At 44.1% G+C, this 19,716-nt stretch carries 12 protein-coding genes, 8 tRNA genes and 2 rRNA genes (1 of these 22 only partly in view); 2 read left to right on the top strand and 20 right to left on the bottom strand.

The annotated features are described in order from the left end of the window. Nucleotides 1-157: 157 nt before the first annotated feature. From V1502_RS01070 to V1502_RS01060, 3 genes are all read right to left on the bottom strand, one after another. Nucleotides 158-1,297, bottom strand: a complete 1,140-nt coding sequence (locus V1502_RS01070) for a mannitol-1-phosphate 5-dehydrogenase (RefSeq protein ID WP_409252574.1) — start codon at nt 1,295-1,297, stop codon at nt 158-160. A 5-nt stretch (nt 1,298-1,302) separates the two neighbouring features. Next, a complete protein-coding gene (locus V1502_RS01065; RefSeq protein WP_409252573.1) occupies nt 1,303-3,390 on the bottom strand; it encodes a BglG family transcription antiterminator in 2,088 nt (695 codons plus the stop codon). A 524-nt stretch (nt 3,391-3,914) separates the two neighbouring features. Further along, nucleotides 3,915-5,828 carry a PTS mannitol transporter subunit IICBA gene (locus V1502_RS01060; protein ID WP_409252572.1) on the bottom strand — a complete coding sequence of 638 codons (1,914 nt, stop codon included), beginning with the start codon at nt 5,826-5,828 and terminating at the stop codon, nt 3,915-3,917. Between the two features lie 540 nt (nt 5,829-6,368). Here V1502_RS01060 and V1502_RS01055 point away from each other — a divergent pair. Next, the gene (locus V1502_RS01055) at nt 6,369-6,812 is read left to right on the top strand and encodes a GNAT family N-acetyltransferase (RefSeq protein ID WP_409252571.1); all 444 of its coding nucleotides are present in this window, start codon (nt 6,369-6,371) and stop codon (nt 6,810-6,812) included. Nucleotides 6,813-6,945: 133 nt separating this feature from the next. On the opposite strand, the gene glmS is transcribed toward V1502_RS01055, so the two are convergent. The 6 genes from glmS to sigW all read right to left on the bottom strand — a co-directional run bounded on the left by glmS (nt 6,946) and on the right by sigW (nt 14,253). Next, complete coding sequence (gene glmS, locus V1502_RS01050) at nt 6,946-8,748, bottom strand: glutamine--fructose-6-phosphate transaminase (isomerizing) (protein WP_409252570.1); 1,803 nt, start codon at nt 8,746-8,748, stop codon at nt 6,946-6,948. 633 nt (nt 8,749-9,381) lie between these two features. Then, nucleotides 9,382-10,728 carry a phosphoglucosamine mutase gene (gene glmM / locus V1502_RS01045; protein ID WP_409252569.1) on the bottom strand — a complete coding sequence of 449 codons (1,347 nt, stop codon included), beginning with the start codon at nt 10,726-10,728 and terminating at the stop codon, nt 9,382-9,384. 39 nt (nt 10,729-10,767) lie between these two features. Continuing rightward, on the bottom strand, nt 10,768-12,003 hold the full coding sequence (locus V1502_RS01040) for a YbbR-like domain-containing protein (RefSeq protein WP_409252568.1): 1,236 nt from the start codon (nt 12,001-12,003) through the stop codon (nt 10,768-10,770). Then, nucleotides 11,996-12,832 carry a diadenylate cyclase CdaA gene (gene cdaA / locus V1502_RS01035; RefSeq protein ID WP_409252567.1) on the bottom strand — a complete coding sequence of 279 codons (837 nt, stop codon included), beginning with the start codon at nt 12,830-12,832 and terminating at the stop codon, nt 11,996-11,998. The genes V1502_RS01040 and cdaA overlap by 8 nt, the downstream gene beginning before the upstream one ends. 205 nt (nt 12,833-13,037) lie before the next feature. Then, nucleotides 13,038-13,682, bottom strand: coding sequence for a zf-HC2 domain-containing protein (locus V1502_RS01030; RefSeq protein WP_409252566.1), 645 nt, complete (start codon nt 13,680-13,682; stop codon nt 13,038-13,040). Between the two features lie 7 nt (nt 13,683-13,689). Next, on the bottom strand, nt 13,690-14,253 hold the full coding sequence (gene sigW / locus V1502_RS01025; protein ID WP_409252565.1) for an RNA polymerase sigma factor SigW: 564 nt from the start codon (nt 14,251-14,253) through the stop codon (nt 13,690-13,692). Nucleotides 14,254-14,418: 165 nt separating this feature from the next. On the opposite strand from sigW, the gene V1502_RS01020 reads away from it, so the two are divergent. Next, nucleotides 14,419-14,577, top strand: coding sequence for an aspartyl-phosphate phosphatase Spo0E family protein (locus tag V1502_RS01020; RefSeq protein ID WP_409252564.1), 159 nt, complete (start codon nt 14,419-14,421; stop codon nt 14,575-14,577). Between the two features lie 32 nt (nt 14,578-14,609). On the opposite strand, the gene rocF is transcribed toward V1502_RS01020, so the two are convergent. From rocF to V1502_RS00965, 11 genes are all read right to left on the bottom strand, one after another. Then, nucleotides 14,610-15,509, bottom strand: coding sequence for an arginase (gene rocF, locus V1502_RS01015; RefSeq protein ID WP_409252563.1), 900 nt, complete (start codon nt 15,507-15,509; stop codon nt 14,610-14,612). 1,156 nt (nt 15,510-16,665) lie between these two features. Beyond that, nucleotides 16,666-16,738 (bottom strand) — tRNA-Lys (locus V1502_RS01010). A gap of 4 nt (nt 16,739-16,742) precedes the next feature. Further along, nucleotides 16,743-16,817: transfer RNA gene (locus tag V1502_RS01005), tRNA-Gln, on the bottom strand. A gap of 66 nt (nt 16,818-16,883) precedes the next feature. Next, nucleotides 16,884-16,967, bottom strand: a tRNA-Tyr gene (locus tag V1502_RS01000). A gap of 8 nt (nt 16,968-16,975) precedes the next feature. After that, a tRNA-Thr gene (locus V1502_RS00995) sits at nt 16,976-17,051 on the bottom strand. Between the two features lie 44 nt (nt 17,052-17,095). Further along, nucleotides 17,096-17,171: transfer RNA gene (locus tag V1502_RS00990), tRNA-Val, on the bottom strand. Nucleotides 17,172-17,235: 64 nt separating this feature from the next. Then, nucleotides 17,236-17,310, bottom strand: a tRNA-Glu gene (locus V1502_RS00985). 17 nt (nt 17,311-17,327) lie between these two features. Continuing rightward, a tRNA-Thr gene (locus V1502_RS00980) sits at nt 17,328-17,401 on the bottom strand. 2 nt (nt 17,402-17,403) lie between these two features. Continuing rightward, nucleotides 17,404-17,478 (bottom strand) — tRNA-Asn (locus V1502_RS00975). Between the two features lie 7 nt (nt 17,479-17,485). Next, nucleotides 17,486-17,602 (bottom strand): 5S ribosomal RNA (gene rrf / locus V1502_RS00970). Nucleotides 17,603-17,743: 141 nt separating this feature from the next. After that, nucleotides 17,744-19,716, bottom strand: a 23S ribosomal RNA gene (locus V1502_RS00965) (it continues 962 nt past the right edge of the window).

Below are 19,716 nucleotides of genomic sequence, written 5' to 3'. Positions count from 1 at the left end.
CGGCCTATACTCCAAAGAGAACAAGGAGAATCCCCTTTTTAACCATTTGAATTTTTTAACCCCTAGACCGCAAAGCTTGAAACGGATTACACCGATAGGAACACAATTGTTCCCTGAACAATAAGAAAGGCTGTCGTCACTCGACAGCCTTTCTCGTTTATTTCTTTAGCAGCTCATATTGTTGAATTACTTCTTCAGTGATCGCACTGTCTTCATCCAGTCCACTCACTTTTTTAAGAACAGCCGCCACTCCACTTTCTTTAATCATATCCTGAATTTCCATTGCCTGCTCATCTTCTGCAAAGTCGAACAACAATGCTGCCGCAATTGCTTTTGCCAGATTGGAGTATGGCAAGCCTGCTTTCTGTGCTTCTGTCGTCGGGCGAACCAGACGGTCTTCCGGTCCTAATTTTCGAATTGGGGCACGTCCAACCCGAGTCACTCCGTCATTTAAAAATGCATTCTTGAAACGTTCAATATTTTTATTGATATAAGCCATATGGTCTTCTTCATCCAGACCGTATTGCTTCACTAAGTAAGCACCCGTTTCCTTAAGGGTTTCCTTTACCTGGTTTGCAATTTGTTCATCTGCCAACGTCTGATCGATGGTCTCTTTTCCTTGCAGGTACCCGAAGTAGGCAATGACCGCATGTCCTGTGTTCACTGTAAATAATTTTCTTTCGATAAATGGCGCAAGGTCCTCCACGATGGTCATTCCATTCACTGGAGGAATGCTTTCTTTGGTTTCCACAACCCACTCATAGTAAGGCTCGACAAGGACATCCAAAGAATCTTGATCTTGAATCGGCACAATACGGTCAACCGCGGAGTTAAAGAAGTAAACACGGCCGTCCAGCTTGGCCTTTGTTTCATCGTCAAGATTATCCAGTATATGCCCTTTCAAAATATCTGTTGCACCGATTTGGTTTTCACATGCGATGACATAAAGCCTCTCATCTGTAGAGGCAACACGTTTAGCAATACCCTTGGCAATTAACGGGGCGATTCTCGGTAAGATATTGGGACCGATCGCAGTCGTCAGGTATGTGCTGTTTACAATGGTATCAATGACCTCCTCTTCTTGATGAAGGTTATTTAACCCTGAAACATTTTCAATGGTCACAGCCTCTTTGTCTTCTGTTGCCAAAACGACATTATACTGTTTTTCCTCATTCAGCTTGTTAATGATTTGTTCGGCAATATCTACAAAGGTTACATGATAACCGGATTGAGAAAAGAGAGCACCGATAAATCCTCTTCCAATATTTCCAGCACCAAAGTGCACGGCTTGTTTCATCATTATCATTCCTTTAGTAAGTTAGTTTGTAAATAGTCTAAAAACAGGTCTTCCAGTTTTTTTCGAATCATAGGTTCGTTTGAAGATGAGAATATCATCATCGATACTTTATTCTCGATCAAGCTTGTACTGATCATGCTGAGGATTTCCTGTTCCCTCTTACTCATGTTAGCAGGGGCCAGCATCAAAAGCAGACTTTTCATTGGCATTTCCCGTCCATCCATCCCCTTGATCATAAGAGGCTGATCTAGATGGGAAACCTGAAAAATCAACTCCTGGATGCTCTCACTGCGGCAATGAAAGAGACCCATATTGGTATTGGGAATTCCCAGGCCACCCTTTTTCTCCCTCTCCTGCAATTCATGCAAGACTTCTATGGAATCAGTGAGGAGCCCATCTATTCCTGCCTGTTCCACCATTTCATTCAATACGGCCAAATGACTGCCGGCATCTTGTTTTCGATAAACGCGGAAATTATCAAGAATCGACTCAATGCTCGTATGAACATCTTTCATTTCCTGCAAAAGTGCCCTCACTTTAGGCCGCTTTTCTTTTCCAGACTCGTTTACTTTTGCAGAAGGCCTTAAATATCGTTCACCTCTTGTGAACTTCTCTAAGTTACTTTGCAAGTAATTGCGGATTGACCCTATATCTTTTTCATTCAACAGCGGACTCACCAGTGTATAATCCACATCTGTAAAAGGCAGCCTTATAGTTGAAATGACAATGTCATAGGCCTTCAGGGATGCAGACTGGAAATCCTTAAGGGAAAGGATCTCAATCGAATTGATTTCTGTAATTTCTTTCTGGATACGGCTCGCAAGCATTTTCGAGGTCCCAATTCCCGTGGGACAGACCACCACAGCATTGATTTTCACCTTTTCCTCATTCATCAGCAGTGCTGAACCAAAATGAAGGACAATAAACGCTACCTCGTCATCTGGAAAGTGTATATCCTTGAATTCACTTTCCAAACTGGTCTTAACAGCCATAAACAAAACAGGATACTTTTTCTTTATGTCATTCGTCAACGGATTAAACAGCTCCATTTGCTGTTTCAATCGAAAGATAGAAGGTTCCATGTGAGCAAGCAAGCCTTGATATAAAGAAAAATCATCAGACAAATCGACGTGAAGTTTCGTTGATACCTGCTCTATTACCTTTTTAATGAGTTGACCAAGAATGATACTGTCATAATCGATTGAGTCAGCCGCTTGCACCTTGGAGCCCTTTAATATCAAACTTAAAAAATGAATATCCTTATTTGTAATCGATACGGAGAGCCTTTCTCTCAGCTTATCGCCTATCATTTCCAACAGTTTATATTCATGTGTATAGCCGTTTTCTGACTCAACCTCTTCATCCAGTATATAACCACTGCTGGTTCTTTGAATGGTCAAGCATATATGGACAACTAGCCCAATATAGTCACTGTCGATTAATTTTGACTGCTCTTTATTTAAAACGTGGCTGGTTACTGAATCGACAACAAGCATGCTTTCCGCAGGGATGTATCCCAATATCGGCTCAGCCAGGTGGCTGCCCTTTTGAATGAGGTATAAGCTCTCAATAATTTCTTCATAAAAATATACCAGAAAGAAATTTGCAAGCGCATGCCGCTTACTCGCTTCGTCAGCAGAAACCTCAACACCGACTCCCCTTTTTCTCGTGAGGGTAACCGAAAATTTGTTTAACCAGTCGGCCAGCTCATCAAGATACACGGTAAGTGTCGCTGGAGAGATACCCAGCTGATTCGCGAGCACCTGCTTCTTAAAATAAGGTCCTTCATGAAGTAACGTAACCAGCAGGCTTAACTTTCTTTCTTCAGGAGTTTCATCAGTTGGAACGATATCAGTCAACTTTTGAATCAGCTTGTAAATCTGTTCATTCTTACCATCGATGAAGAGCCCCTCGTTCGTCGTGCGTTTTAGTTCCAACTGATGTTCTTGGAGGATCTTTTCTACTGATTTCAAATTACGCTGAATCGTCCTTCCGCTGACACCTATGTAATCAGCAAGAGTTGAAACGGTATGCTTTCCGGATGTCCTTATGATTAAATCAATGATGGATTTCTCCCTGGAGGTAATAAACATCGTATCCACTCATTTCTTTTGGCTCTTTTCTAAAACTATGTTGCTATTAAATATGAAATTCAAGAGATATGGTCATAATTAACAAACATCACCCTGTTAAACAAGAAAGAAAAGAGCTAATTACCCTGTTCAGTTAGATAAGCCCTTATACCATAGGGAAAAATCCGGCACTTTGGATTTTTCCGATAGCAACAATTTATACGAATACAGCCTTCCTTTTATAAGCTTTCCTTTAAGCTTTCTCATTACGTTTTTTCGTGAACATGGGTGCTGGAGGCGGTATCATCGCTGCCAAATCCACTCACTTTTTGCCTCTACACCCCGGCTAGAGACACTTTCTTCGCAAAATCTATCCACTTTTTGTCTCTACAATCCTTCTTTAGTTAAGTAAAGCTGACTTCCAATGCAATAGTACGACTTCATTACTTACAGAAGATAAAGAGGATGACTCTGATCATTAAGAATACTTTCCTTTTAAAAAGCAGAACAGAAAGGCAGGGAAACCCGCCTTTCTCATGTTCACTTTATTTACTGTTGATAAGATCCTTAAGTTCTTTTGCCGATTTCGCTTGAACCATCTGATCAACATTATCTTGTTCCGAACAGATGACTGCGATACCTGAAAGGATTTCCAAGTGTGTACCGTCTTTTCCGGCAATACCGAAAATCAGTTTAGCCTGTTCCCCGTTGAAATCCACGCCATTCGGCACCTGGATAACAGTGAAACCTGACTTAAGGACCGCTTTCTTCGCTTCCTCAGTACCATGTGGAATTGCCACGTTATTGCCCATATAAGTGGTTGTAATCCCTTCGCGTTCAATCATAGCATCAACGTAACTATCCTTTACATAACCGGCTTTCACTAACGCTTCCCCGGCAAATCGGATTGCTTCTTCTTTATTGGCGAATTCCTTGCCGATAAAAATGTTTTCCTCTAGTAGAAGATCATCATCTTTATCCATATTCGGTTCTGTATCGACAGCTTCCTGCTCAGATTCTTCCACCAATTCTGCCTGTTCTTCAGTAATACCATCCTGCAGGCTCGCAATCAATTTATCGTATTCAGGGCTTGATAAGAAATTATCAACTGAAATATGGTAGGCACCAGGCTGCTTGTTCTGTGCACGCGGCGTCAATTCTTCCTGAGTGATGACAACCTGTGCATCGGCTGGGATGTTGCTGATAGCCGTGTTTGTAACAAATACATGCAATCCTGCTTCCTTCACTTTTTTACGAAGAAGGGACGCTCCCATTGCACTGGATCCCATACCTGCGTCACAGGCAAAAACAATCTTGTTCACTTCTTGAGGAAGTGTTCCTTGATTTCCGGAAACATGTCCAGCTACAGAGCTTTTCTTGCCTTTCATTTGTTCCATTTTCTTCGTTGCCGCCTCAATGTCTTCATCCGTAGACTTGCTTGTTTTCAGGATGATGGCGGAGACGACGAAAGATACAACCGCAGCCACAAGCACAGCGGCAAAGTTAGCAACATAAACCATTCCATCATTTGGCGTAACAGCTGTAATAGCGATAATGCTTCCTGGAGATGCAGGAGCCTGAAGACCTCCACCTAACAATGCTAGTGTGAAGACACCGCTCATTCCGCCAAGGATGACAGAAAGGAAAAGCATTGGTTTCATCAATACATACGGGAAGTAAATTTCATGAATCCCCCCGAAGAAGTGGATGATACCCGCACCAGATGCAGACTGCTTGGCAGTACCGCGTCCGAAAAACATAAATGCCAGAAGGACACCAATACCAGGTCCAGGGTTTGCTTCCAATAGGAACAGGATGGACTTCCCTGTTTCTGAAGCCTGATCCAACCCGATAGGCGACAGTACGCCATGGTTGATGGCATTGTTCAAGAATAGAATTTTTGCAGGCTCGATTAAGATACTTGTTAATGGTAATAATCCTGCTTCAATCAGCCAGTCAACGCCTGCTACCAGTACTTCTGTAAAAGCGTCTACAGCAGGACCGATACCAAGGTATGCCAGAACGGCGAGAATACCGCCAAGAATTCCTGCAGAGAAGTTGTTCACGAGCATTTCGAATCCGGAACGAACCTTCCCTTCAATCATTTCATCAAACTTCTTGATGACATATCCGCCTAGAGGACCTACCACCATCGCACCTAAGAACATTGGAGTATCTGGAGCACCGACAATGACACCCATTGTCGCAATCGCACCCACGACTCCTCCCCGCTGATCATGAATCAGCTTACCTCCTGTATAACCAATTAACAACGGCAGGAGATAGATAACCATCGGTCCAACTAAATTGGCAAGGCTTTCATTTGGAAAGAAGCCAGTTGGAATGAAAAGGGCCGTAATCAATCCCCAAGCTATGAAAGCCCCGATATTCGGCAGGACCATCGAACTGAGGAAGTTACCAAACTTCTGCACTCTTACTTTTATAGTAGATTGAGACATATATTATCTTCCTTTCATCAATCATGAATAGCATTAATCCTTGATTCCATCATAATGGATGGAGTGACAGCGCTTCAATACTGATGAAAACTAACTTTGTCGCTTCTGTCACGACAAACCTATTGTTTCTCGAATATTCCTTCTTATTCTCTTAATGAAAGGCTCTCAAACGCTAGTACAAAAGGAAAAAGCTATGACCGATAATAAACCAGTCATAGCTTAATAAGGCTTAAAAACAGTACCATGAATTAGAGAAATCCAAATAGAGAGAATACAGTTGAATAATCTTTAGCGTTAATCATTTATATTTTACGCACGACATACTTACGGGTGAATTTGAGATCATATGTATTTGGCGAATATCCGATGATTTAATTTCATTCGCCTGAATTTCCACTTTTTCTTTTATATATGGCATAATGGTAGACAATGAACACACAACACACCGGCCAGCTCAAGATGGAAAGGGCATTAGTTGATAGACGCGGCCCTCCTCCTTAATAATCCATCGATAGCCTGCGTTAGTAAGGAGTGACCAAAATGAATTTTACTTTCAAACCTCTAATTATCGAATACGTAAAAGAAATTGACTCATGGAATTATGAAGGCTTTGTGGAAGAAGTCTTGATGACCCCCTATTTCGAGTCATACAATGAAACGGGAACCTTAATAGGGCCTGGTGGCTGTGAGGGCTTTGCAGCGTTTCTGGATAATAAGCCTGCAGGATTATTTGAATTTAATATACAAGGCAGCACAATGGAGATAGGTTTGGCGCTAAAACCTGATTTGGTTGGCAGAGGATTAGGAGTACCTTTTGTCAATCAAGGGATCGAGTTTGGTATCGACCATTATCAATCCCAACTTAACTTTGTAAAATTAGTAGTGGATACCAAAAACAAGGCAGCAATTCGTGTCTATGAAAAAGCAGGGTTTGAAGAAGTTGACCGGACGGACAGCGAAATCGAAATGAGAAAATCTTTGTAAGGTATTGCTGGGAAAGTTAAGTGATTCTTTACTAAGAGCGTGCATTAAATGAATATTAAGACCTTAAGAAGTAATAAATATTAAAAAGAAGCATTGTACATGGTGTACAATGCTTCTTTTCTAATTTAACTGTTTACTCAACAGTAACTGATTTCGCAAGGTTACGCGGTTTATCCACGTCACAGTCACGGTGAAGTGCTGCGTAGTAAGAAATCAATTGCAATGGTATTACAGAGATAAGAGGTGTTAATAATTCATTCACTTCAGGGATGACGAAACGGTCGTCTTCCTCTTGAAGCCCTTTCATGGAGATGATGCAAGGATTAGCTCCGCGGGCTGCTACTTCTTTTACATTTCCGCGGATACCAAGGTTCACCGCTTCTTGAGTCGCAAGAGCAATAACAGGTGTACCTTCTTCAATCAGGGCAATTGTTCCGTGCTTCAATTCTCCGCCGGCAAAACCTTCTGCCTGGATGTAAGAGATCTCTTTCAGCTTAAGAGCTCCTTCGAGACCTACATAGTAGTCCAGGTGGCGGCCGATGAAGAAGGCATTGCGTGTCGTTGCCAAATAGTCACGGGCTATCGTTTCAAATTCTTCTTTCTCATCAATTAAAGCTTCCATAGCTGTTCCGACAATTCCAAGCTCGTGAATCAAATCAAACCCAGGCTCGATTCCACGTGCTTTTGCTGTTACGTCAGCAAGGATGGAGAGTACAGCGATTTGAGCTGTATATGCTTTTGTGGAAGCAACCGCAATCTCTGGACCCGCATGAAGAAGCAATGTGTAGTCTGCTTCACGGGAAAGTGTAGAACCAGGAACATTCGTGATCGTCAATGATCTGTGTCCAAGCTCTTTCACCTGTACAAGCACGGCACGGCTGTCGGCTGTTTCACCGCTTTGTGAGATGAAGATGAATAATGGCTTCTCAGACAGTAGAGGCATGTTGTAGCTGAATTCACTTGCTACATGAACTTCTACCGGGATTTTCGCAATATTCTCAATGAACTGTTTTCCAACCAAACCGGCATGGTAGCTCGTACCTGCTGCAATAATATAGATACGGTCTGATGAGTTCATCGCTGAAATGATATCTTCATCGATGACCAATTCCTGATCATCATTGCGGTAAGCACCGATGATTTTACGCATAACCGCAGGCTGCTCGTCGATTTCTTTCAGCATGTAGTGCGGGTATGTGCCTTTCTCGATGTCACTGGCATCCAGTTCAGCAGTGTATGGCTCACGGGAAACTTCTTTGCCTTCAAGGTCTTGGATCGTAACTTTTTCTTTCGTTACGATAACCGTTTCTTTATCCATCAATTCCACGTATTGGTCAGTCACCTGAAGCATTGCCATTGCATCACTTGCAACCACATTGAAATCATCGCCTAGGCCTACAAGCAGCGGGCTTTTGTTCTTCGCAACAAAGATTGTTTCATCATTTTGATTATCCAAAAGCGCAATTGCATAGGATCCTTTAAGAAGCTTAAGCGTTGTACGGAACGCCTCTTCCACTGTGCTGCCTTCGTTGACCAATTTTTCAATCAGCTGCACGACAATCTCAGTGTCAGTATCACTTTTCAAAGTGACTCCTTCCAGGTGTTCACGCTTTAGAGCAGAGTAGTTTTCAATTACTCCGTTATGCACAAGTGTGAAACGCTCTGAAGTTGATTGATGAGGGTGAGCATTGACCTTGCTTGGAGGACCGTGAGTCGCCCAGCGTGTATGACCGATACCCGTGTTGGATAAAACCGCTTCATCTACATTGTCACGAAGATCCGCAATACGGCCTTTTTCCTTGAATACATGGACTCCGTCAGCATTTTTCACGGCGATTCCAGCAGAATCATAACCGCGATACTCAAGCTTCTCCAGTCCTTTTAACAAAATTTCTTTAGCATCACTATTTCCGATATATCCTACGATACCACACATAAATTCTTTTCCTCCCTGATAAACAAGGGGGCAGTAAGCGCGGGGGCCTCTTGCCCCCTTATCTCTGATTATATTTTTGCATTTCCTTTCTTTTGTCCACCAAGTTGCCTCGGTATTTTGAGAAAGAAATTGACGGCTCTGCTTTAAGCCGGGAGGCATCCGCCGAACAATCGATGAACCTCCACCTCGTCAACTAAACCAGCTTCGTCCGCGGTTCAGTCCTGGCGCTTTTTAATCTTTATTAACCTCTATCCTCCTAAGTATCTTTAGAATGGTTTCCGAATACTCAAAAGAGATTCAAAAACAGGATAATCATACAATACCCCTAATGAATCCGTCAATAAAAATCTTTCAGCACACTAAATTAGACATTGTCGATATTTCGCTCATTTCTTACGCCTTCAGGTACAATGACAGAAAAATTCTGCACAAAGTTACCTTTTAATACAGCCCGAAGATGGCTCAAGAAACAGGTTTCACCCAAATGAGACAAACATCATAGTTATTGAGTGCTTACTTAATTTTCCCGATTTACAGGGTATTAAACCCAATACTTAGAGGAAAGGGGCATATTAAGAAAATATGCATAAGAGGCTCCGAAGGTCCCTCTTATGCATACCCATTTCTTTTTTTCTATTTTAATCCCATTTCTTCCTGCACGACCTGGGCAATCTCGTCTACATATTTTTCACATAGTTCTTCTGTCGGAGCTTCAGCCATTACCCTTACCAATGGCTCCGTACCGGAAGGACGGACAAGGATTCTGCCGTTGCCGTTCATTTCCGCTTCAACTTTCTCGATGACCTCTTTGACCTTGGTGTTATCTGTTACGTGATATTTATCCGTCACTTTAACATTAACCAATTTTTGCGGGAACTTTTTCATTTCTCCTGCAAGTTCTGATAATGATTTGCCCGTTAATTTCATAATATTAACTAACTGAATTCCCGTTAACAGGCCGTCTCCTGTTGTGTTGTAGTCAAGGAAGATAATATGTCCGGACTGCTCTCCGCCCAACGAATAATTATTCTTTCTCATTTCTTCAACTACATAGCGGTCCCCTACAGCGGTCTGGATGCTCTTGATGTCATTAGATTCCATTCCTTTGTGGAAGCCAAGGTTGCTCATGACAGTCGAAACAACAGTGGACTGCTTCAAACGCCCCTCTGATTTTAAATGCTTGGCGCAAATGAACATAATCTGGTCACCGTCTACAATTTCACCGTTTTCATCAATTGCAATCAAGCGGTCTCCATCACCATCAAAGGCAAGGCCGACATCCGCTCCTTTTTCTTTCACCAGCTGCGCAAGGGATTCTGGATGCGTTGAACCTACACCATCATTGATGTTTAAGCCGTTGGGAGATGCACCCATTGTAATAAGATCGGCATCCAGGTCCGCAAATAGATGCGGCGCAAGGGAGGATGTAGCTCCATGTGCACAATCAAGGGCAATCGTAAGTCCTTCGAATTCCTCATCGACAGACTGTTTTAAATACTGAAGATACTTCTGTCCGCCTTCGAAATAATCGCTGACTTGGCCTAAATCGGCACCAATCGGACGAGGAAGTGCATCGTCTTCTTGATCAAGAAGCTCTTCGATTTCTTTTTCCTGATCATCCGAAAGCTTAAATCCATCAGACCCAAAGAACTTGATTCCGTTATCTCCGACAGGATTATGCGATGCAGAGATCATGACTCCCGCCTGTGCATCCAGGGCCTTCGTCAAATAGGCTACACCTGGTGTGGAAATGACTCCAAGGCGCATAACTTCCGCCCCAATTGACAGCAAGCCTGCCACAAGGGCCCCTTCCAGCATATGTCCTGAAATTCTCGTATCACGGCCGATAAGGATTTTCGGACGGTCTGCGTCTTTTGTCAAAACATATCCGCCAAATCGTCCCAATTTAAAAGCTAACTCTGGAGTCAGCTCTGTATTAGCAATTCCTCTTACACCATCTGTGCCAAAATACTTTCCCATTGATATCGCTCCTTAAGTGGACTTAAAAAATGAATATTATTAAGCCGGTATTTTCTCTTGTATTTGGATTGTCACTTTATTTTTCGTCAATTCCCATTCGATGTTTTCAGGCCCCTCAACTTCAATTTCAATTTCGTGCTCGCCGGGGGTCAATCCTGATACGTTTGCAACCAGTGAAAAAGAGTCAGAGTCAACGCCATTGAGATCCTCTTTAAAGCCGGACACAGTTATATCCACCGCGCCGGACGCAGGATTGAGGAACTCATATTCCATGTCCTCTTCAGCACCTTCAAGCGTTATGGCATTGCCCATGACTGTTTTTTTCTCTGCTTCCTTTATATTTATCTTCACTTCCACTACCTCGGGTGATGTTTTGTTGACACCCTCCGGAAGGATAAGCGGCAGTTCGAGTGTTGTATCTTTCTTCACATTGCTGAGATCCAATTCTGCTGTCAACTCATTAATCGACCGGAGAAGAGCATCTCTTCCAAACACCGTCACTTTTTTAGGGGTAACGGTTATCGATTCCACTTCAACCCCCTCAGGAAGTTGACCTGTTTGATTGACAGTAACTGAGACTTCTTTGCTCGGGTTAGTCACCTCTATCGTAACCGCGACGGTTTCAGGATCGATCGCAACATCCAACTTGTTATAGTCCCGGTCAAGCACCTGAACTCTAGCTTCTCTAGTAACAGTCCTGTCAATGCCACTGTTAACATCAGGAGTGGCCACGACATAGGCAATCCTTTCAATGACATCTTTCGCCCCTGTGATTTCTACTTTTCTAGGCTCGGCTGTGATAGTCTCGGTTTGGAAACCTTGTGCCAGCAGAGCTTCATTGAATTCAGGTTCGACTGCAAATTCTTCGGTCACTTTTTCCTGGATGGAGACGTTAGCAAAAGAAGGATTAAGCTTCACTTGCAATTTGTCAGAAATCCCATCTATCTTTAACTGCACCTGATGGTCACCAATTCCAAGATCATTCAGGTCTGCATATACATGAAAATCCCGTAAAGTCTTCGCAGAGGTCACCAGGTTCTTGGGACCTTCCACCTCAATATTTACCGTTTCAGGCACCCCGCTCACAAACAGGTTCTCCTTGTCATAAAAAATCTCAACAGGCACGTTTTGGATGGTTTCCGTGTTTTCCTGCGGATTGCTGCTTTCACTTCTTTGTACAGCCATCTCATCAAAATTCACAGAAGCATAGAGTACAAAGGCTAAAAGCAAACCAACTATTCGCATAAACCAGCGGTTCTCTATGAATTTATCCATTGTCTCTCTTCCCCCTCCAGCTCCATTTTGTAGAGGAAGCACTTGCTTTTTCTCCTATCAACTCATGTTCGAGAATCAGTTTTAAGTCCTCCACCGAAACATCACGCTTTAAATCCCCGTTCATTGTAACAGAAATACTGCCAGTTTCTTCTGAAACGATGATCGTTATACTGTCGGTCACTTCACTGATTCCCAATGCAGCCCTGTGCCTTGTTCCCAGTTCTTTTGAAATGAAAGGACTTTCTGATAACGGCAGGTAACAGGCCGCAGCTGCAATCTGCTGCTTCTGAAGGATCACCGCTCCATCATGCAGCGGAGTATTAGGAATAAAGATATTAATCAGCAGTTCTGAAGAGATCTTTGAATGAATCGGTATACCTGTTTCTATGTATTCACTCAGGCCCGTTTCACGTTCAATGGATAGGAGAGCCCCTATCCTTCTTTTGGCCATGTAACTGACCGCCTTCCCAATCGCCTCGATCATATTCCCCTGCTCTTCTTCCTCCTGATTTCCGCTTCTTGAGAACAGCCTTCCCCTGCCAAGCTGTTCCAGCGCTCTCCGAAGTTCCGGCTGGAAAATGATGATGATGGCCAGGATTCCCCAGTCAATCGCCTGATCAACCAACGACCTTAATGTGTCCAGACCAAGCAGTCCGCTCAGCCCTCTCACGATAATGATGACAAAAATACCTTTCAAGAGCTGAACGGCTTTTGTCCCTTTAATAAGCATTATTAATTTGTAGATGACAAACCATACAAGGAGTATGTCAATAATATCTGACGCATAATCCAGTACGGAATAATTTGAGTAAACATCAATAAACGGCATATAGTATCCTCCAATAGAAGTGATCTAAAGGGATAGCCGTGAAAATGGCTATGTAATTAGTAACTTCCTTATTATATCATAAAGAGTCCCTGGACACTGAATAATAACAAGAAGGCAATATAAAAGAAGACACTATCCTAGTCTTTTAGCATAGTGTCTTAAGGGAAAGAACCGTTATCCTGACTGAAACAGGTCCCTTCCACTCTTATTTACCCTCCGGCTGATCCTCAAACCAGCTTAACGTTTCTGTAAACCCCTTTTTTATTTGATACCATAACCATTCGAATGCCGCATCAATTTCTTTGATTTCCCCGGTTACGCTTCCGGCAGAAGCTAGGTACTGATTCCCGTTAATGACCGTAATATCTCCATTGACCTTTCCTTCAACCTTCACATCACCGTTTTTCACCGTAATGTTTCCATCGATTACTTTTCCCTCGGGCACAATGACCGTGTGGCCCTGGACAATCAGATCAGGCTGTTTCGTAAAGGAAAATTCATCGCTTTCATTCCATGAGGAAAAGAGGCTGCCCATCATCAAGATGAAAAACAGGGAAGCTGCAGTCATAAAAGGATGGTGCCGGAGCCATCTTTGCACTCCCACTTTCTTCTTTTCCCTAGGCAGGTTTGCCATTACTTTACTTGTAAAATCCTCAGGTGCATGTATATGTGATGTGCTTTGCACAAGTGCGATTGTTTTTTTCATTTCATGGAAAAACTGCTGACAGTCTTCACACCTTTGAAGATGTTCTTTCAGCTTTGTTTCATGAGCTTGAGAAATTTCTTCATCTAAGTATTCATGTATATATTCTTCATACTCTTTAGAACAACAAGATTTCAAAGGCTTCACACCCTTCCTACATGTTTCTTAATTGTTTTCTGAGAGCTTCCCGCCCTCTATGTATTCTTGTTTTCACCGTTCCTAAAGGCAGGTCCAGAATTTCACTGATCTCCAGAAGTGACAGTTCCTCAATATACTTCAGGACGATCGCCGACCTGTATTTATCCGGAAGCTTGAGAATCTGCCTCTGGATTTCTGCCTGAAGTTCCATCCCTTCAACCTCTTCTTCCGGCAGCTGCCCTTCTGCGGCTACTTGAGAATACATTGTTAATCCTTCTGTACCTGTAACCTCTGCATCAAGATAATAATCAGGTTTCTTTTTCCTGATTCGGTCGATGCAAAGATTTGTCGCAATCCGGTAAAGCCATGTTGAAAATTTCCTCTTTTGATTAAAGGTATGGATATTGACATAGGCCCTTATAAAAGCCTCCTGTGCTATATCTTCAGCTTCATGGCGGTTACCCAACATACGGAAACAAATCTGGAATACTTTATCTTTATAAAGTTCAACCACCTCAGCAAATGCATCCTGATCGCCTCGCAGCACCTGCTTAATTCTTTTATTGACTAACGCATCCATTTTATACCTCCGCTCTATGCGGCTATACATATATACGAACGTATAGCAAAAAGGTTTCAATTTTTTTCATCTATTCTATCCTAACAAATTTTAACAAGAAATGTTTGCATTTTTTAAATTTGGGGTATAAAGGGACTAAATAATGTCGGAAACGAGGTAATTAGTGTGGGGAGAACTGAATTACTTGAACAAATAGAAGAGCATAGAAACCAGATGGTAGAGTTGGCACTTCAATCATCCTTTGCAAATGAAAAGGTCGTTGAAATCAGTTCAAAGCTTGATCGTCTGCTTAATACGTTCCACCAAAAAATGCACAAACAATAAAAGCAGCTTCCTCCGGGAAGCTGCTTTTATGATTACAGTAATTTTTCTCCGAAAAGAGAACCCATTAGAGCAACGGCAACAGATGCGGTTCTATTCTTGTCATCTAAAATCGGATTGACTTCCACAAATTCTGCCGATGTAATGAGATGAGATTCGGCAAGCATTTCCATCGCCAAGTGGCTTTCACGGTAGCTGATACCGCCCAGCACAGGTGTACCAACTCCTGGCGCATCACCTGGATCCAACCCATCAAGGTCTAGAGACAGATGCACTCCATCCGTTTTATCCTTAAGGTAATTAATAGCTTCTTCCATCACTTTCGTCATACCCATACGGTCGACTTCATGCATTGTAAATACTTTAATGCCGCGCTCTTTGATTAATTCTCTCTCCCCTTCATCCAAGGAGCGAGCCCCAATGATGACAATATTCTCCGGCTTCACCTTAGGAGAATATCCTCCGATGCGTGTCAGGCTTTCATCGCCGATTCCTAAGCTTACAGCCAAAGGCATTCCGTGTATGTTGCCTGACGGAGAGGTTTCACTGGTATTCAAATCGCCATGCGCATCATACCAGATGACCCCAAGATTCTCATAATGTTTTGAAACCCCTGCCAGCGTCCCGATTGCAATACTGTGATCGCCACCCAATACCAGCGGAAAATCATTCCCAGAAATGACCTCATCCACTTTATCAGCCAGCTTTTGGTTTCCTTCTGCAACCGCTCTCAAATTTCTCAAATTTGAATCAGAGGTATGAACTCTTTCAGGTTGTGCAATTTCAATATTACCTAAGTCATTTATAGTATGGCCAAGATTCTCTAATCTTTCCGCCACCCCTGCATAACGGATAGCACTTGGTCCCATATCTACTCCACGGCGCATTTGCCCCAAATCCATCGGTACGCCAATAATTGAAATATTCTTTTTCATTAGAAGTTCCTCCTCAACCCAATCTACCTCCATTGTAACGAACAAAACACCAATGACTCAACCGGACAAAATGGTGTATATATATTCAAAAGCGGAAGCGGGCGTTTAGCGCCGTACGGATTTGAGCACTGCCGCATTGAGATAAAGGAAACACAACGAACGAAGTGAGTTGATGTTCATTTCCCTTTGAAAAAAAGCGGTTCTTAACTAAGAGAGTTTTCATAATAGAAAAAGTCCAGGTGCCGACTTTTTCTTGGAACTACCTGGAAGGATAGTAGGAAATGAACTAGTTGACTTATCACAAAGGAGGCAGTGACAAATACGCTAGGCGCTGCCCGCTGGAGCTGGACGGATTCAAAAGCGGAGGGGACTGTTCAGAGGCGTACAAAATGACCAGGCCCCGCATGAGATAAAGGAATCACGAAGAGCGAAGCGAGTCGATGATGACTTATCGCAAGGAGGGGACTGGCATTTTGCTAGCCTCTAGGCCCCCGGAGCTGGACGGATCAAAAGCGGAAGCGGGCGTTTAGCGCGGTACGGATTTGAGCACTGCCGCATTGAGATAAAGGAAACACAACGAACGAAGTGAGTTGATGTTCATTTCCCTTTGAAAAAAAGCGGTTCTTAACTAAGAGAGTTTTCATAATAGAAAAAGTCCAGGTGCCGACTTTTTCTTGGAACTACCATGAAGGAAAGTAGGAAATGAACTAGTTGACTTATCGCAAAGGAGGCAGTGACAAATACGCTAGGCGCTGCCCGCTGGAGCTGGACCGATCAAAAACGGAGGGGGCCTGGTCTAAGGGATACGAATTGGACCAGCTCCATCTGAAGGTTTTATAACAGTTTTTTCTTAAACACCTTATTATACACGGATTTCTCTTTTATAATAGGGTGTTTCATCGCTAATCACCCTACTACATATGAATATTTCCCCTATAATAGGGTGTTTCTCCACTAATCACCCTACTATAAATGAACTTGTCCTTTATAATAGGATGTTTTTTCGCTGATTACCCTACTACAAACGTACGTATCCTTTATAATAGGTTGTTTCTCCACTAATCCCCTTGCTAATAATCTCTTTTAGCGTGTATCCTTCCTTTTGAAACACAAAAAAGCTTCCAGATAAATTTATCTGGAAGCTTTTCCTGTTTAATGAGCCATGAAGGACTCGAACCTTCGACCCTCTGATTAAAAGTCAGATGCTCTACCAACTGAGCTAATGGCTCTCAATGGCTGGGCTAGCTGGATTCGAACCAACGCATGTCGCAGTCAAAGTGCGATGCCTTACCGCTTGGCTATAGCCCAATGTCAGTGAAAATAAAAAGGACATCCATTAACATGTCCATTTACTTCTGTAATTATTCATAAAAATGGTGGAGGGGGGCAGATTCGAACTGCCGAACCCGAAGGAGCGGATTTACAGTCCGCCGCGTTTAGCCACTTCGCTACCCCTCCAAATAAAATGGTGCCGGCAAGAGGACTTGAACCCCCAACCTACTGATTACAAGTCAGTTGCTCTACCAGTTGAGCTACACCGGCATTTCATTGGAATGTTATTACTTTATTAAATTGATAAGTGAAAATGGTGGAGGATGACGGGATCGAACCGCCGACCCTCTGCTTGTAAGGCAGATGCTCTCCCAGCTGAGCTAATCCTCCGAATTAAGTTTAAAACACTTTTTAAGGATGCTTATTTTGCTTCGCTGCGCTTCGCAAAAAAGCTTGGTGACCCCTACGGGATTCGAACCCGTGTTACCGCCGTGAAAGGGCGGTGTCTTAACCGCTTGACCAAGGGGCCATCTTATAAAACTAGTAAGCTTCCAACCGGGCTCGAACCGGTGACCTCTTCCTTACCATGGAAGTGCTCTACCTGACTGAGCTATGGAAGCAATGGCTCCGCAGGCAGGATTCGAACCTGCGACCGATCGGTTAACAGCCGATAGCTCTACCACTGAGCTACTGCGGAACGAAAAGCCTGGCGACGTCCTACTCTCACAGGGGGAGATCCCCCAACTACCATCGGCGCTGAAGAGCTTAACTTCCGTGTTCGGCATGGGAACGGGTGTGACCTCTTCGCCTTAATCACCAGACAAATATTGCTTGTAACTTGAAAGGACAAAACTTATTATATCAACTTTTCATGAAAAAGCAAGTGCTAATATAAAAATTGTTCTCTCAAAACTAGATAAAGTATGAAGAAAAGAAAGTATTCCGAGTTTCGCTAATAAAGTGTGGTTAAGTCCTCGATCGATTAGTATCTGTCAGCTGCACGTGTCGCCACGCTTCCACCTCAGACCTATCTACCTGATCATCTTTCAGGGATCTTACTCACATAAAGTGATGGGAAATCTCATCTCGAGGGGGGCTTCATGCTTAGATGCTTTCAGCACTTATCCCTTCCGCACATAGCTACCCAGCGATGCCTTTGGCAAGACAACTGGTACACCAGCGGTGCGTCCATCCCGGTCCTCTCGTACTAAGGACAGCTCCTCTCAAATTTCCTGCGCCCACGACGGATAGGGACCGAACTGTCTCACGACGTTCTGAACCCAGCTCGCGTACCGCTTTAATGGGCGAACAGCCCAACCCTTGGGACCGACTACAGCCCCAGGATGCGATGAGCCGACATCGAGGTGCCAAACCTCCCCGTCGATGTGGACTCTTGGGGGAGATAAGCCTGTTATCCCCGGGGTAGCTTTTATCCGTTGAGCGATGGCCCTTCCATGCGGAACCACCGGATCACTAAGCCCGACTTTCGTCCCTGCTCGACTTGTAGGTCTCGCAGTCAAGCTCCCTTGTGCCTTTACACTCTGCGAATGATTTCCAACCATTCTGAGGGAACCTTTGGGCGCCTCCGTTACTCTTTAGGAGGCGACCGCCCCAGTCAAACTGCCCACCTGACACTGTCTCCCACCCCGATAAGGGGCGCGGGTTAGAAGTTCAACACAGCCAGGGTAGTATCCCACCGACGCCTCCACCGAAGCTGGCGCTCCGGTTTCTTAGGCTCCTACCTATCCTGTACAAGCTGTGCCAAAATTCAATATCAGGCTACAGTAAAGCTCCACGGGGTCTTTCCGTCCTGTCGCGGGTAACCTGCATCTTCACAGGTACTATAATTTCACCGAGTCTCTCGTTGAGACAGTGCCCAGATCGTTGCGCCTTTCGTGCGGGTCGGAACTTACCCGACAAGGAATTTCGCTACCTTAGGACCGTTATAGTTACGGCCGCCGTTTACTGGGGCTTCGGTTCGCACCTTCGCTTGCGCTAAGCACTCCCCTTAACCTTCCAGCACCGGGCAGGCGTCAGCCCCTATACTTCGCCTTACGGCTTCGCAGAGACCTGTGTTTTTGCTAAACAGTCGCCTGGGCCTATTCACTGCGGCTCTCTCGGGCTTGCACCCTACCAGAGCACCCCTTCTCCCGAAGTTACGGGGTCATTTTGCCGAGTTCCTTAACGAGAGTTCTCTCGCTCACCTTAGGATTCTCTCCTCGCCTACCTGTGTCGGTTTGCGGTACGGGCACCTTTTTCCTCGCTAGAGGCTTTTCTTGGCAGTGTGGAATCAGGAACTTCGGTACTATATTTCCCTCGCTGTCACAGCTCAGCCTTATGGTGACGGGATTTGCCTCATCACCAGCCTAACTGCTTAGACGCGCATATCCAGCAGCGCGCTTACCCTATCCTCCTGCGTCCCCCCATCACTCAAACGGAAAAGAGGTGGTACAGGAATATCAACCTGTTATCCATCGCCTACGCCTTTCGGCCTCGGCTTAGGTCCCGACTAACCCTGAGCGGACGAGCCTTCCTCAGGAAACCTTAGGCATTCGGTGGACAGGATTCTCACCTGTCTTTCGCTACTCATACCGGCATTCTCACTTCTAAGCGCTCCACCAGTCCTTACGGTCCAGCTTCACAGCCCTTAGAACGCTCTCCTACCACTGACACCTGTTGGTGTCAATCCACAGCTTCGGTGATACGTTTAGCCCCGGTACATTTTCGGCGCAGAGTCACTCGACCAGTGAGCTATTACGCACTCTTTAAATGGTGGCTGCTTCTAAGCCAACATCCTGGTTGTCTAAGCAACTCCACATCCTTTTCCACTTAACGTATACTTTGGGACCTTAGCTGGTGGTCTGGGCTGTTTCCCTTTCGACTACGGATCTTATCACTCGCAGTCTGACTCCCATGGATAAGTCTTTGGCATTCG

The sequence above is a fragment of the Rossellomorea sedimentorum genome (assembly GCF_046237645.1).
Taxonomy (GTDB): Bacteria; Bacillota; Bacilli; order Bacillales; family Bacillaceae_B; genus Rossellomorea; species Rossellomorea sedimentorum.
Note: the sequence above shows the minus strand (reverse complement) of the source record. Positions and strands in the feature narration are given on the sequence as shown.

What these genes read in the sequence shown, in the direction of transcription:
- V1502_RS01070 (WP_409252574.1), bottom strand. Translation starts at nt 1,297, where the DNA reads ATGAAACAAGCCGTGCACTTTGGTGCTGGAAATATTGGAAGAGGATTT.
- V1502_RS01065 (WP_409252573.1), bottom strand. Translation starts at nt 3,390, where the DNA reads ATGTTTATTACCTCCAGGGAGAAATCCATCATTGATTTAATCATAAGG.
- V1502_RS01060 (WP_409252572.1), bottom strand. Translation starts at nt 5,828, where the DNA reads ATGTCTCAATCTACTATAAAAGTAAGAGTGCAGAAGTTTGGTAACTTC.
- V1502_RS01055 (WP_409252571.1), top strand. Translation starts at nt 6,369, where the DNA reads ATGAATTTTACTTTCAAACCTCTAATTATCGAATACGTAAAAGAAATT.
- glmS (WP_409252570.1), bottom strand. Translation starts at nt 8,748, where the DNA reads ATGTGTGGTATCGTAGGATATATCGGAAATAGTGATGCTAAAGAAATT.
- glmM (WP_409252569.1), bottom strand. Translation starts at nt 10,728, where the DNA reads ATGGGAAAGTATTTTGGCACAGATGGTGTAAGAGGAATTGCTAATACA.
- V1502_RS01040 (WP_409252568.1), bottom strand. Translation starts at nt 12,003, where the DNA reads ATGGATAAATTCATAGAGAACCGCTGGTTTATGCGAATAGTTGGTTTG.
- cdaA (WP_409252567.1), bottom strand. Translation starts at nt 12,832, where the DNA reads ATGCCGTTTATTGATGTTTACTCAAATTATTCCGTACTGGATTATGCG.
- sigW (WP_409252565.1), bottom strand. Translation starts at nt 14,253, where the DNA reads ATGGATGCGTTAGTCAATAAAAGAATTAAGCAGGTGCTGCGAGGCGAT.
- rocF (WP_409252563.1), bottom strand. Translation starts at nt 15,509, where the DNA reads ATGAAAAAGAATATTTCAATTATTGGCGTACCGATGGATTTGGGGCAA.